This window comes from Phytobacter sp. MRY16-398 (genome assembly GCF_003925915.1).
Taxonomy (GTDB): Bacteria; Pseudomonadota; Gammaproteobacteria; order Enterobacterales; family Enterobacteriaceae; genus Phytobacter; species Phytobacter diazotrophicus.
In genome coordinates this window covers 3,220,129-3,233,860 of the sequence record NZ_AP018756.1, presented here as the reverse complement: position 1 = coordinate 3,233,860, position 13,732 = coordinate 3,220,129, and the positions used below count along the sequence as shown (strand labels likewise).

General features: G+C 58.1%; 8 protein-coding genes. 5 read left to right on the top strand and 3 right to left on the bottom strand.

Features of this window, described 5'->3' with window-relative positions; translation table 11 throughout:
- Genes MRY16398_RS15850 through MRY16398_RS15840 form a run of 3 tightly spaced genes read left to right on the top strand, consistent with a single transcriptional unit; the run spans position 1 to position 7,446 of the window.
- Positions 1 to 795, top strand: a complete 795-nt coding sequence (locus tag MRY16398_RS15850; protein ID WP_039079182.1) for an ABC transporter ATP-binding protein — start codon at positions 1 to 3, stop codon at positions 793 to 795.
- A gap of 10 nt (positions 796 to 805) precedes the next feature.
- Positions 806 to 4,873, top strand: coding sequence for a nitrite reductase large subunit NirB (nirB, locus tag MRY16398_RS15845; protein WP_125124760.1), 4,068 nt, complete (start codon positions 806 to 808; stop codon positions 4,871 to 4,873).
- Complete coding sequence (locus MRY16398_RS15840) at positions 4,870 to 7,446, top strand: nitrate reductase (RefSeq protein ID WP_409349118.1); 2,577 nt, start codon at positions 4,870 to 4,872, stop codon at positions 7,444 to 7,446. Before nirB ends, MRY16398_RS15840 begins: the two co-directional genes overlap by 4 nt.
- On the opposite strand, the gene MRY16398_RS15835 is transcribed toward MRY16398_RS15840, so the two are convergent.
- Complete coding sequence (locus MRY16398_RS15835; RefSeq protein ID WP_039079180.1) at positions 7,423 to 7,974, bottom strand: YbhB/YbcL family Raf kinase inhibitor-like protein; 552 nt, start codon at positions 7,972 to 7,974, stop codon at positions 7,423 to 7,425. The two genes, MRY16398_RS15840 and MRY16398_RS15835, sit on opposite strands and share 24 nt — an antisense overlap.
- 164 nt (positions 7,975 to 8,138) lie before the next feature.
- On the opposite strand from MRY16398_RS15835, the gene MRY16398_RS15830 reads away from it, so the two are divergent.
- Complete coding sequence (locus tag MRY16398_RS15830) at positions 8,139 to 9,560, top strand: YchO/YchP family invasin (protein ID WP_125124759.1); 1,422 nt, start codon at positions 8,139 to 8,141, stop codon at positions 9,558 to 9,560.
- Here the strand turns inward: MRY16398_RS15830 and narL are convergent.
- Both narL and narX read right to left on the bottom strand, forming a co-directional pair.
- The gene (gene narL / locus MRY16398_RS15825; RefSeq protein ID WP_039079179.1) at positions 9,557 to 10,207 is read right to left on the bottom strand and encodes a two-component system response regulator NarL; all 651 of its coding nucleotides are present in this window, start codon (positions 10,205 to 10,207) and stop codon (positions 9,557 to 9,559) included. The genes MRY16398_RS15830 and narL overlap by 4 nt on opposite strands.
- Positions 10,200 to 11,999 carry a nitrate/nitrite two-component system sensor histidine kinase NarX gene (gene narX / locus MRY16398_RS15820; RefSeq protein ID WP_039079430.1) on the bottom strand — a complete coding sequence of 600 codons (1,800 nt, stop codon included), beginning with the start codon at positions 11,997 to 11,999 and terminating at the stop codon, positions 10,200 to 10,202. Before narX ends, narL begins: the two co-directional genes overlap by 8 nt.
- A 306-nt stretch (positions 12,000 to 12,305) precedes the next feature.
- On the opposite strand from narX, the gene MRY16398_RS15815 reads away from it, so the two are divergent.
- Positions 12,306 to 13,700, top strand: coding sequence for a NarK family nitrate/nitrite MFS transporter (locus MRY16398_RS15815; RefSeq protein WP_125124758.1), 1,395 nt, complete (start codon positions 12,306 to 12,308; stop codon positions 13,698 to 13,700).
- Positions 13,701 to 13,732 lie beyond the last annotated feature (32 nt).

Genomic DNA, 13,732 nt, shown 5'->3' with positions numbered 1-13,732 from the left:
ATGAGCAAAAAACCCATTATCCAGGTGCAGGCGGTGAGCCAGCGCTTTTCGACCGCGGGCGGTGAGTTTGTGGCGTTGCAAAATGTCTCATTCGATATTCATGAAGGGGAAACGGTCAGCCTGATTGGTCATTCGGGCTGTGGGAAATCGACCTTACTGAATTTGATTGCCGGTATCACGCTCCCAACCGAAGGCGGTTTGCTGTGCGATAACCGGGAGATAGCGGGGCCTGGCCCTGAGCGCGCGGTCGTGTTCCAGAACCACTCTTTATTACCGTGGCTGACCTGTTTTGACAACGTGGCGCTGGCGGTGGATCAGGTGTTCCGTCGCACCATGCACAAAGCGGAGCGCCGCGAGTGGATTGAGCACAATCTGGAGCGGGTACAAATGGGCCACGCGCTGCACAAACGTCCGGGGGAGATCTCCGGCGGGATGAAACAACGTGTCGGCATTGCCCGTGCTCTTGCCATGAAACCCAAAGTGCTGCTGATGGATGAACCTTTTGGCGCGCTCGATGCGTTAACCCGCGCCCACCTGCAGGATGCGGTCATGCAGATCCAGCAGTCGCTGAACACCACCATTGTGCTGATCACCCATGATGTGGACGAGGCGGTGCTGCTTTCTGACCGGGTACTGATGATGACCAACGGCCCGGCGGCAACCGTCGGTGAAATCCTTGACGTCAATCTGCCGCGTCCGCGTAACCGGGTGCAACTGGCTGATGACAGCCGTTATCACCACCTGCGCCAGCAGATCCTCCATTTCCTCTATGAAAAACAGCCGAAAGCGGCCTGAGGTGAGTGAGATGACCCTGCGACTGTTAATCATTGGCAACGGCATGGCGGCCACCCGCCTTGTCGAAAAACTCAGCGAATCGGCTGCCGACCGCTATGCCATCACGATGATTGGCGACGAGCCGGGCCATGCCTATAACCGCATCCAGTTATCACCGGTGCTGGGTGCAGAAAAAGCGTTCAGCGACACCGTCCTGCACGATGCGCAGTGGTATAAAGCGCGCGGCATCAGGGTACTGACGGGGGAGACGGTCACCCAGGTTGATGTGTCGGCGCGTCGGGTCATTACCACCCAACGCGAGTTGACCTGGGATGAACTGGTGTTTGCCACCGGATCGACGCCCTTTATCCCGCCCGTACCGGGCCACGACTTACCGCATGTCCATGGCTTTCGCCGTATCAGCGATGTGCAGGCCATTCTGGCAGGCAGTGGGCCGGTGGTTGTCCTCGGCGGTGGCGTGCTGGGGGTTGAAGCGGCTGCGGCGCTGCGCCGTCATGGTGACAACGTCACGTTGGTGAACCGCGGCGAATGGCTTATGGAGCAGCAGCTTGACGCACAGGCCGGGGGGCTGCTGGCAGCGCATCTGCGTGAGCGCGGCATTGACTGCGAACTCTCTGCCAGCATCCGCTGTATTACACCCGATAGCGTCACGCTGACCAACGGCCGCGTTTTGTCGGCAGGTCGCGTGGTAATGACCACCGGCGTGCGCCCGGCGATAACCCTTGCCCAGGCCAGCGGTATTCCCTGTGCCCGTGGCATCGTGGTGGACGGGCAGTTGCGCAGTGCGGTCGCCGGGGTGAGCGCCCTCGGTGAATGCTGTGAAATTGCCGGACAAACCTGGGGGCTGGTGGCCCCTTGTTTGCAGCAGGCGGAGATTCTCGCTGCGCGTCTGCTCGGCACGCCTGAGGCAGACTTTCACTGGCAGGCGGGCGGGCTGCGACTGAAAGTGACCGGCATCGACCTGTTCAGTGCCGGGGACGTGCAGGCGCGTGATGGCGATGACATCTGGACCAGCCTCGATCCCCTCAGCGGCCATTACCGTCGCCTGCTGGTGCGGGAAAACAGACTGTGCGGCGTACTGCTGCTGGGCGATTGTGCCAGTGCGGCAGCACTCACCGAACGATTAAATACGCCGGAACCGCCGCAGGCGGGCTGGCTTTTTGACAGCTTTACAGCGCAGCCAGCGGCTGCCGGGATCCCAAAGATGACAAAACCTACTCTGGTTGTGGTTGGACACGGTATGGTCGGCCACCATTTTTTAGAACAGTGCGTGAGCCGCAACTTGCATCAGGCCTATCACATCGTGGTATTCGGCGCGGAGCGTTATGCCGCCTACGATCGCGTGCATTTATCCGAGTACTTTGCCGGACGCAGCGCGCAGTCGCTCTCCATGGTCGAGGGGGATTTTTTCGACCAGCACGGCATTGAGCTGCGTCTCAACCAGACCATTACCGATATCGACCGCGCGTTACAGGTGGTGCGGGATGCCCGGGGGCATGAAACGCGCTGGGATAAACTGGTGCTGGCAACCGGTTCATACCCGTTTGTGCCGCCGGTTCCGGGGCATGATGCCCGTGGCTGTTTTGTCTATCGCACCCTGGATGACCTGGATGAGATTGCCGCGCGAGCAAAAAACGCCACGCGTGGCGTCGTGATTGGCGGCGGGCTGCTGGGGCTGGAAGCGGCGAATGCGTTAAAACAACTGGGGCTGGAAACCCACGTGGTGGAGTTCGCCCCGGCGCTGATGGCCGTTCAGTTGGATGAACAGGGCGGCGCTATGCTGCGCAAGAAAATCACCGCGCTGGGGGTGCAGGTTCATACCAGCAAGGCGACCCGGGAAATCGTGGCGAATGGCGACACGCTCACCCTCAACTTTGCCGATGGTGAGAGCCTGACGACCGACATGGTGGTGTTCTCCGCCGGCATTCGCCCACAGGATGCGCTCGCCCGCAGCGGGGCGTTGGACCTGGGGGAACGCGGCGGGATCACCATTAATGAACAGTGCCAGACCTCGGATGAAAACATCTTCGCCATTGGCGAATGTGCGGTGTGGGAGGGCAAAGTCTATGGTCTGGTGGCGCCAGGATATCAGATGGCGCGTGTAGTGGCGGCTCATCTCAGCGGCGAAGCGGCGGCGTTTACCGGTGCGGATATGAGCACAAAGCTGAAATTGCTTGGCGTTGATGTGGCGTCGTTCGGCGATGCCCACGGGCGCACACCCGGCTGCCTGAGTTATCAGTGGACCGACGGCCCGGCGCAAATCTATAAAAAAATCGTGGTCAGTGAAGATGGCAAACAATTGCTCGGCGGCGTACTGGTGGGGGAAGCCAGCGACTATGCGACGCTGCTACAAACCATGCTCAACGGGCTGGCGCTGCCAGCACAACCGGAAAGCCTGATCCTGCCTGCGCTTGCTGGCAGTGCGCCAAAAGCGCTCGGCGTGGCGGCCTTGCCGGACAGCGCGCAGATTTGTTCCTGTCATAACGTCAGCAAAGGCGATATTTGCCAGGCGGTCAGCGCGGGCGCCAGCGACATGGGAGCCATCAAAAGTTGTACCAAAGCGGCCACCGGTTGCGGCGGTTGCAGCGCGCTGGTCAAACAGGTCATGGAACACCAACTGGCGTCGCAGGGCGTGGAAGTGAAAAAAGACATCTGCGAACACTTCCCGTACTCGCGCCAGGAGATCCACCATCTGGTGCGCGTCAACCATATCCGTACTTTCGCACAGTTAATCAGCCGTTATGGTCACGGGCAGGGCTGCGAGGTGTGTAAGCCGCTGGTCGGGTCGATTCTGGCCTCCTGCTGGAATGAGTATCTGCTCAAACCGGCGCACCTGCCGCTGCAGGATACCAATGACCGTTATTTTGCCAACATCCAGAAAGACGGGACCTATTCCATCGTGCCGCGGATGCCCGCCGGGGAGGTCACGCCGGATGGTCTGATTGCCATCGGGCAGATCGCCAAACGCTATCAGCTTTATAGCAAAGTCACCGGCGGCCAGCGTATCGATCTCTTTGGCGCCCGTCTGGAGCAGCTTCCGGCCATCTGGCAGGAGCTGGTCGATGCCGGGTTTGAAACCGGGCACGCCTACGGCAAGTCATTGCGCACGGTGAAATCCTGCGTTGGTTCGACCTGGTGCCGCTATGGTGTGCAGGACTCCACCGGGCTGGCGGTCACCCTGGAGCATCGATACAAAGGGCTGCGTGCGCCGCATAAGATAAAAATGGCGGTGTCCGGCTGTACCCGCGAGTGTGCGGAAGCGCAGGGGAAAGATGTGGGGGTGATCGCCACGGAGAAAGGCTGGAACCTCTATGTGTGCGGTAACGGCGGCATGAAGCCACGTCATGCGGATCTGTTTGCCAGCGATTTAGATGAGGCCACGCTGATCCGCACCGTTGACCGTTTTCTGATGTTCTACATCCGCACGGCTGACCGCCTGCAACGTACCAGTACCTGGCTGGATAACCTGGAGGGCGGCATCGACTATTTGCGCGATGTTATCCTGAATGACAGCCTGGAGATTGCCACTGAGCTGGAAGAAGAGATGGCGCGGGTGGTGGACAGCTATCAGTGCGAGTGGCAGACCACGCTTAACGATCCTGACCGTCTGGCGCTGTTCCGCTCGTTTGTTAACAGCGACGTGCCGGACGAAACCGTTCACCGCGAGGTTGTCCGTGACCAGCCGCAACTGGCGGCGGCACCGGAGCAGTCAGAAGGGCAACTGCCGTGGCGGCCATGGCAGGTTATCTGCGACATTGCCGCGATACCTGAACAGGCGGGGATTGGCGCACGGCTGGGTGAGCGGCAAATCGCACTGTTCCGCTTTGGCGAAACCATCTATGCGCTCGATAACCACGAACCGGGCAGCCACGCCCAGGTTCTGTCGCGCGGGATCTTAGGCGACACGAACGGTGAACCGCTGGTGATTTCGCCGCTCTACAAGCAGCGTATTCGTCTGCGTGACGGCTGTTATGCGGAAAGCGGTGAACCGGCGGTCCGCGCCTGGCCGGTTAAAATTGAAGGTGGCAAAGTGTGGGTCGGCAACCAGGTCCTGTTGATGCGCGCGGAGGCATCATGAGTACCCGCACCACCTGCCCGTATTGCGGTGTGGGCTGCGGCGTGGTTGCGACCGTCACTGACGATGGGGTGAGCGTGGCGGGTGACCGCGCGCACCCGGCAAACGCCGGTCGGCTGTGCGTGAAAGGGGCGGCGCTGGGGGAAACCACCGGGTTAGCGGGGCGGCTTCTGGCTCCGCAGGTGGATGAGCAGACGGTAAGCTGGCAGGCGGCGCTGGATGCTGCCGGGGAACGCCTGAACGCCATCATCAGCGAATTTGGTCCGCAGGCGGTGGCGTTTTATGCCTCCGGGCAGTTGCTCACCGAAGATTACTATGCCGCCAACAAGCTAATGAAAGGCTTTATCGGCGCGGCAAATATCGACACCAATTCACGGTTGTGCATGTCATCTGCCGTTACAGGCTACAAGCGGGCCTTTGGTGCAGACGTTGTGCCGTGCAGCTATGAAGATATCGAAAAGAGCGATCTGCTGGTGCTGGTGGGGTCGAATGCCGCCTGGACCCATCCGGTGCTCTACCAGCGCATTGTGCAGGCAAAGCATGATAACCCGGCGCTAAAAGTGGTGGTCGTTGACCCGCGCGTCACCGCCACCTGTGATATTGCCGACCTCCATCTGCCGCTAGCGCCGGGGAGCGACGCCGGGCTGTTTGTCGGCCTGCTGAATATGATTGCGAAGGGAAATCAAACACTTGTCGATTTTGATGAGGGCGAGGCCGCACTGGCTGCCGCGCGTGCGTGGACACCAGAGGTGGTCGCGTCATTCTGTAATTTGTCGCGTGACGTTGTCACAACGTTTTATGACTGGTTTATTACCGCGCCACGGGCGATGACGTTGTTCACCATGGGAATTAACCAGTCATCGAGCGGCAGCGATAAGTGTAATGCCATCATGAATGTGCATCTGGCCAGCGGCAAATTTGCCCGTCCGGGATGCGGCCCGTTTTCGCTGACCGGACAACCGAATGCCATGGGCGGGCGCGAAGTGGGCGGTCTGGCGACACAACTGGCGGCACACATGAATTTTGAAGCGGCGGACCTTGCCCGGCTGGCACGTTTCTGGGGGACGGAGCGGCTGGCGCAAACGCCGGGACTGATGGCGGTCGATCTGTTTGAGGCCATCGGGCGTGGCGAGGTGAAAGCGGTGTGGATAATGGGCACCAATCCGGCGGTTTCGCTGCCGGACAGCCATGCGGTGTGCCGCGCACTGGCGGCCTGTCCGCTGGTGATTGTCTCTGAGGTGGTGGCGCAGACTGACACCAGCCGCTACGCTCATATCCGTTTTCCGGCGCTGGCCTGGGGGGAGAAAAATGGCACAGTGACCAATTCCGAGCGACGCATCTCACGCCAGCGGCCCTTTTTACCCCCGCCGGGCGAGGCAAAAGCTGACTGGTGGATAATCTCACAGGTCGCGCAGCGCCTCGGCTTTGGCTCCGCGTTTGCCTGGCAGCATCCTCATGAGGTGTTTTCTGAACATGCGGCGCTTTCCGGCTTCGAAAACAACGGTACGCGGGCGTTTGATATCAGTGAACTGGCCGGGTTAACGCGCGAACAGTGGGACAGACTGGAACCCTACCAGTGGAGCGTGACCCCGGCGGCATTACAACGCGGCTGGCGGCCTTCCGGGCGTTTACGCATCGTACCTGTATCGCCCGCACGCGCAGTGGCGCAACCGACGGCGCACTATCCACTTTTACTTAACACCGGGCGGATCCGCGATCAGTGGCATACGATGACCCGCACTGGCACCGTTGCGCGGTTGATGCAGCACATTGCCGAACCCGTGGTGGATATTTCCCCGGCGGATGCTGCCCGTTTTGCACTCAGTGAGGGAGACCTCGCACATATAAGCTCTCCCCGCGGCGTTATGGTGGCTCGAGCGCGTATTCAGCACGGTCAGCGGGAAGGTGAACTGTTTACACCGATGCACTGGAACCACGCCTTTGCGCGGCAGGGGAAGGTTAACGCACTGGTGGCCCCGGTGTGCGACCCGCATTCCGGGCAGCCGGAGAGCAAACAAACGGCGGTGCGCATCGCCGCCTGGCAGCCAGACTGGCAGGGCGAATTCTATGCGCGTGAAATGCCGCCGCTCCCCGCCAATCTCTACTGGGTGCGCAAAGCGACGGATAGCGCCTTGCATTTCACCCTGGCGGGCAATGGCGATGCGTCGGCATGGCTGACGGCATGGTGTCAGATGCAAGATTGGCAGATACAGACTGTTCGTGCCGGTACGGTGAAAAATCTGCTGGCCTGGCATCACGGGCAATTGATGCTGGGGTGGTGGAGTGATACGCGGCTTCCGGTTATTGCACATGATGTCATTGTGCAGGCATTTATCACCGCGCCGGCAACGGCGCAGGCGCGGCATAGCCTGTTAGCCGGGCAGTCACCGTCCAGCTTACCTGTGCCGGGGCGCACGGTCTGTAGCTGTTACAGCGTGGGGGAAAATGCGATTCGCGCCGCGATTGCCAAAGGGTGCGACAGTACCGCAGCGCTGGGGAATGTCCTGCGCTGCGGCACAAACTGTGGCTCCTGTCTGCCGGAATTAAAAGCGCTACTGTCCGAAGCGGCCAATTAAACCTGCCGCGCCCAGGGTGTGGCCTTTGAGTTTGGCAAACAGCTCGTCCCGGGTTAATCCTTTGGGGAGATCCGGGGCGAGGCTGGTGGCAATCAGGGTAAAGGTGTAGTGATGTGCGCCGCTACCCGGTGGAGGGCAAGGACCATACCACTGCACGGTGCCGGGGGTATTTTTACCGCCGGTATAGCCTTTGCCGTCACGCAGATCATTTTCGGCAAAACCGGTGCCGGAAGGGGGAATGTTGTAGGCCACCAGATGGGTAACGCCAAGGCCCATCGCCCCTTCAGGGTCATGTACGACCAGGGCGAAACTTTGCGTTTTTGCAGGCGGATTGTTCCACACCAGTGCCGGGGAAATATTCTCTCCCGTGCAGTTAGGATTGCTGGTGGCGTTGCCCGCGAATCTTTTCTCCATCAGCGCGTTATCACCAAAAGCAGGGGATTGCAGTTGGAAAATGTCGGTGGCGCTGGCCGACACGGCATACAACAAAATGGAACTGCACATGGCCCATCGTAGTGTCTGAGTCATTCGCTTTTTCTCAGTTATCAGCATTCAGTTAACTGTAGTCTGGCGAAACGGGAAGGATTAAGGATTTTCCTGAAATTTGCGCAAAAGCTGAAATTGTCGGGCAAAGCCGCTAACCTGAACGACTGGCGATCATTTCCAGCCCGGAGCGACCCCCTACAAACGTGATGCACTGGTTTTCCTCTTCCCCAATACTGCTTTTATTCTTGCCGCTGGCGGGAAGCGCGGTCAGTGGCGTACAGACCGCCCCGCAATCCTGGTATGTTCAGCAGGCTCAACATCCGTTTGATAATGATGGTGATTCTCTGCCCGATCTCGGAATGACGCCCGACAAAGGCAGCAGTGAAAAACATCTGGCCGAAATGGCGAAAGCCTTTGGCGAAGCCAGCATGACAGACAACGGGCTGGATACCGGAGCACAGGCGCGCCAGTTCGCCTTTGGTCAGTTGCGCGATGTGGTGAGCGATGAGGTAAACCAGCAGGTAGAGTCCTGGCTGTCGCCCTGGGGCAAAGCGACCATCGATGTCAAAGTTGATGACAAAGGGGGCTTTAACGGCAGCCACGGCGACTGGTTTGTCCCTTTGCAGGATACGTCCCGCTATCTCAGTTGGAGCCAGCTTGGTCTGACCCAGCAGGATGAGGGGCTGGTCGGTAACGTGGGTATCGGGCAGCGCTGGATTTCCGGTGACTGGCTGCTGGGGTATAACACCTTCTACGACAATCTGCTCGATGAAAACCTGGCCCGTACCGGACTGGGGGCTGAGGTGTGGGGACAGTCGCTGCGTTTTTCCGCCAATTACTATCAACCGCTCACCGACTGGACGTATCGTTCGGCAACGCTCCAGCAGCGTATGGCGCGCGGCTATGACATTACCGCTCAGGCGCGTTTACCCTTCTGGCAGCAACTCGATACCAGCGTCAGTCTGGAACAATACTTTGGTGAGAGCGTGGATTTATTCGACTCCGGGACGGGGTATCGTAATCCGCTGGCGGTAAAAGTGGGGCTGGATTACACCCCCGTACCGCTGGTAACGCTCTCGGCGCACCATAAACAGGGAGAGAACGGCGAAAGTCAGAACGATTTAGGCCTGAAACTGAATTATCGGTTTGGTGTTCCTCTCTGGAAACAGCTTTCCGCCAGCCAACTGGGAGAGGAGGCCTCTTTGCGCGGCAGCCGTTACGATAATCCGGTGCGTGATACGGTGCCGGTATACGAATATCGCCAGCGCAAGACACTCTCAGTATTTCTCGCCACACCGCCCTGGGATTTACAGCCTGGCGAAACGGTGGCACTTAAACTGGATATCCGCAGCACGCACGGGATACGCGAGTTACGCTGGCAGGGTGATACTCAACAGCTTAGCCTGACGCCGCCTGCTCATCCCAGCAGTACGGAAGGCTGGTCGATCATTATGCCGAAGTGGGATAACAGTGAAGGGGCGACCAACGAGTGGCATCTGGCGGTGATTGCCGAAGATGAAAAAGGTCAGCGCGTCTCATCCAATGAGATTGTGCTGACGCTGACGCCACCGCTGGTTGACACCTCTGACGCGACGCCGCGCTGGGAGCTGATGGCGCCTGACAATTAGAAAATGCGTTCCTGATGAACCCAGACCGCTGCTTCCACGCGGGATTTCAGGCGCATTTTTTTCAGCATATGTTTCACGTGCACTTTTACCGTACTCTCGGTGATGTCGAGGCGACGGGCAATCATCTTATTCGGCAGACCCTGCGCGATAAGCTTAAGAATGTCGCGTTCGCGCGGCGTTAACTGACTGATATCGCGATCCGAGGTTGCACGGTTGGCGCGCAGGCTGGCAGCCAGCACGGGGGTTAGCGCATCGCTCAGAACCATCTCACCCGCGGCGGCCTGCTGGAGGGCTTTGAGTAAATCTTCTGGCTCCATATCTTTAAGCAGATAGCCATCGGCGCCGCGTTTAAGGGCAGTGACAACATCCTCTTCGTGATTCGATACGCTAAAGACCACCACGCGACCCGACAGCGTTTTTTCACGCAGTTTATCGAGCGTTTCAAGGCCATTCATCCCCGGCATATTCAGATCTAACAGAATCAGGTCCGGGTCCAGATCCTCTGCCAGTTCGATGCCTTGTTCGCCATTGCTGGCCTCGCCGACGACGGTGATTTCAGGCGACATGCTGATAAGTTGCTTGACGCCGGTACGCAACATCGGGTGATCATCGATGAGCAAAATGGTAGCCGGTTCCTGGTTAGTCATAGTTATCTCCTTGCACTGATGAGAGAAGATTTTCGGGAATAAACGTCACGGTCACATCGGTACCGCCGGACTCACGCCGTCGAACCTGGCAATCGCCACGTAAACTTTGCGCACGGTCGCGCATGATAATCAAGCCATAATGGTTTGTTCGCGCTGCGTTTTCCGGCACGCCACAGCCATTGTCGCGAACTTGCAATATTACCCGTTTTTCCTGCTGGACGACCGAGACGATAACCTCAGTCGCGCCGGAATGTTTCAGCGAATTGCTTAAGGCTTCGCGGGCAATCTGCAATAAATGGATTGCCTGATGTGAGGGCACGAGACGCGCAGGGAGCTGGTAATCCAGCCTGACCTGAAAACCGAAGCGCGCGCTGTATTCCTGACAACTGGACTCCAGGGCCGGGCGCAGTCCAGGCTCTGTTAATTGTAAGCGGAATGTCGTCAACAGCTCACGCAACTGCGCCCATGAGGTATTGAGCTCGTTTCGGATTTGCCCCAGCAACTGCTGGCTACTCTCAGGCAGGTCGCCGCCCTGCATCTGCAAACAACTGACCTGCATCTTCATACAGGAGAGAGACTGGGCGATGGAGTCATGCAGTTCCCTGGCGATGGTGGCACGCTCTTCCATCACCATCATCTGCTGCAGATGTTCCTGATGACGGTCCAGCGCCAGCGTCGCGGTTAACTGCTCGACAAGCGTATCCACCAGTTGTTGCTGATCGTGGCTAAGATGCCTGCCGTGGGGGAGCTGCGCGAGTAGCAAGCCATATTGTGTATGGTTGTCCGCCAGGCGCCATTTCAGGGTGGAACTGCCGCCAGCGGGAGCAGGCAGGATGCCGCGCGGACATAAATGGCACCCCCGATCATCACAGGTAATATCCGAATGGCAGGTGAATTCCTGGTGGTTTTTCTCATCTTCCATGTCGTAAACGCGCAGCTCAATATCATGCAGCAGCGTCAGGTTTTGCAGCCCGTGAAGCACCGGTGACAAACGTTCGCACAAAGGAATACGCGAATGCAGACGATGGTTGGCCTGCCACAGGAAAGAGAGAATCTGGTTTTTTTGTTCAAGTCCGGCGGTTTTTTCCTGAACGCGCTGTTCAAGGACGGCATAACTTTCCGCCAGCTCTTCCGACATATTATTCAGGGCGGTACCGAGGGTCGCCATCTCATTGCGTCCGCTGATTTGTGCCCGCCGGGTAAAGTTACGCTGGCTGACCGCCTGGGCCATTTTCAGTAACTGTTCCCACGGCTGGAGCAGGCGGGCGCGAAGCCAGACAACGGTAAAGAGCAGCAGTAAGCCCAGCAAGATGGCCATCACCCGATGCAGGATCACCACGCGCGCCATGCGCTGTTCGGTGCTGTGATCGAAGGCGGTAACCAGCGTGTCGATTCGATTTACGTAGGTGGCTATTTTATCGGTGACAGCCTGAGGCTCCTGGGCCTGCTTAAGGGCTGGCGCGACCTCATTGCGCCAGAAATGTTGCAGCGCCTCTAACTGCTCTTGCTGCCCGTCACGTTCGGCGACATCGGCCAGTTCAGAACTGAACGCCGTTTGCTCCATCTCTTTGAGTAATACGTCGTCTGCCGGGCGCAGTGGCACGCTTGCCAGCAACCGATAACTTTGCATACGCAGCGAGCCCGCTTTGTTGATGGCGTGGGCACTGCCCTGAACGCCAAGCACCAGCCAGCCGGAAACCGCCATACCCGCCACACCGATAACCGTCGACAGCAGCATGGTCAGCGCGACCTGGTTAACCAGGGAGAGCGGTGTAAAGAGGCGTTTAAGCATAGAGGGCAAGGCTCCGGCGCACGGAAATAAAGAGTGGTCGATATTGTCCGCCATACCCTGAGGTATACCCATACCTACAAAGAAGTACTCCTTTATCGTTGTCGGTATCCATAAAAGGAGTGGGTCTTTTTCATCAGGCGACAGGGTTGTGAAAAACCACACTTTTTTAAGAAAAACGATCTACTCACTAATGAGCATGGCTATTTTTTGCTCGTCGTTACGCACACTTTTCCTTTGATTTATATCAACTTACCTTGCGCTGTAAAAACTAATGTGGCCTCGTCAAATCAATAACCAGAGGTGTCTATGAGTCACTCTTCTACCCCCCAAAGGGCGTCAGGCCGAATTATTAGCGACTGGCGTCCGGACGATCCGCTTTTCTGGCAACGACAGGGGCACGGCATCGCCAGCCGTAACCTGTGGATTTCGGTTCCGTGTCTGTTGCTGGCGTTCTGTGTGTGGATGTTGTTTAGCGCCGTTGCCGTAAACCTGAATAAAGTTGGCTTTCAATTTTCGACTGACCAACTCTTTATGCTGACTGCTTTACCGTCCGTGTCGGGCGCACTGCTGCGCGTACCGTACTCTTTTATGGTCCCGGTATTCGGTGGCCGCCGCTGGACCGCGTTCAGTACCGGCATTCTGATCATTCCTTGCGTCTGGCTGGGCCTGGCGGTTGAAGATACCTCCACCCCATTTAGCACGTTCATCATCATTGCGCTGTTGTGTGGTTTTGCCGGAGCGAACTTTGCCTCCAGTATGGCGAACATCAGCTTTTTCTTTCCAAAAGAGAAGCAGGGGAGCGCGCTGGGGATTAACGGCGGTTTCGGTAACCTGGGTGTGAGCGTGATGCAGCTTCTGGCACCGCTGGCTATTTCGTTTTCGATGTTTGCTGTGTTTGGCGCAACGGGTGTGGCGCAGCCTGATGGCAGTATGATCTTCCTGGCGAATGCCGCATGGGTATGGGTGCCGTTGCTGGCCGTCTTTACTCTCGCCGCCTGGTTTGGCATGAACGAACTGACCGCCTCGAAAGCGTCACTGAAAGCGCAGTTGCCGGTGTTAAAGCGTAAGCATATGTGGATCATGAGCTTTCTCTATCTGGCAACCTTTGGTTCGTTTATTGGCTTCTCTGCCGGTTTCGCCATGCTGTCGAAGACCCAATTTCCGGACGTAGTCATCATGCATTACGCCTTTTTTGGCCCACTCATCGGCGCGCTCACCCGTTCTGCGGGTGGGGCGCTGTCGGACCGGCTGGGGGGGACGCGTGTTACACTCGTGAACTTCATCCTGATGGCTATTTTTAGTGCCTTACTGTTCCTGACGCTGCCAACCAATGGCGTGGGCGGGAATTTTACCGCCTTCTTTGGCGTCTTCCTGATGCTGTTCCTGACGGCCGGGCTGGGCAGTGGCTCTACCTTCCAGATGATTTCAGTCAATTTCCGCAAGATGACGCTGGAACGGGTGAAAAACGCTGGCGGCAGTGAAGCCACGGCGCTGCGTGAGGCGGCAACCGAAACCGCTGCTGCACTGGGCTTTATTTCAGCTATTGGGGCGATTGGCGGCTTCTTTATCCCGAAAGCCTTCGGCACCTCGCTGGCGCTCACCGGTTCCCCGGCGGGCGCAATGAAAGTGTTCCTGGTGTTTTATATCGCCTGTGTGATGATCACCTGGGCTATCTACGGACGGAATTCTAATAAAAAGTAAGTAAATGTTGATTATCCTTGCGCGGGCCTGGC

Excerpts from the sequence above, each read along its gene's own strand:
- MRY16398_RS15850 (WP_039079182.1), top strand. The coding sequence starts at position 1 with ATGAGCAAAAAACCCATTATCCAGGTGCAGGCGGTGAGCCAGCGCTTT.
- nirB (WP_125124760.1), top strand. The coding sequence starts at position 806 with ATGACCCTGCGACTGTTAATCATTGGCAACGGCATGGCGGCCACCCGC.
- MRY16398_RS15840 (WP_409349118.1), top strand. The coding sequence starts at position 4,870 with ATGAGTACCCGCACCACCTGCCCGTATTGCGGTGTGGGCTGCGGCGTG.
- MRY16398_RS15835 (WP_039079180.1), bottom strand. The coding sequence starts at position 7,974 with ATGACTCAGACACTACGATGGGCCATGTGCAGTTCCATTTTGTTGTAT.
- MRY16398_RS15830 (WP_125124759.1), top strand. The coding sequence starts at position 8,139 with ATGCACTGGTTTTCCTCTTCCCCAATACTGCTTTTATTCTTGCCGCTG.
- narL (WP_039079179.1), bottom strand. The coding sequence starts at position 10,207 with ATGACTAACCAGGAACCGGCTACCATTTTGCTCATCGATGATCACCCG.
- narX (WP_039079430.1), bottom strand. The coding sequence starts at position 11,999 with ATGCTTAAACGCCTCTTTACACCGCTCTCCCTGGTTAACCAGGTCGCG.
- MRY16398_RS15815 (WP_125124758.1), top strand. The coding sequence starts at position 12,306 with ATGAGTCACTCTTCTACCCCCCAAAGGGCGTCAGGCCGAATTATTAGC.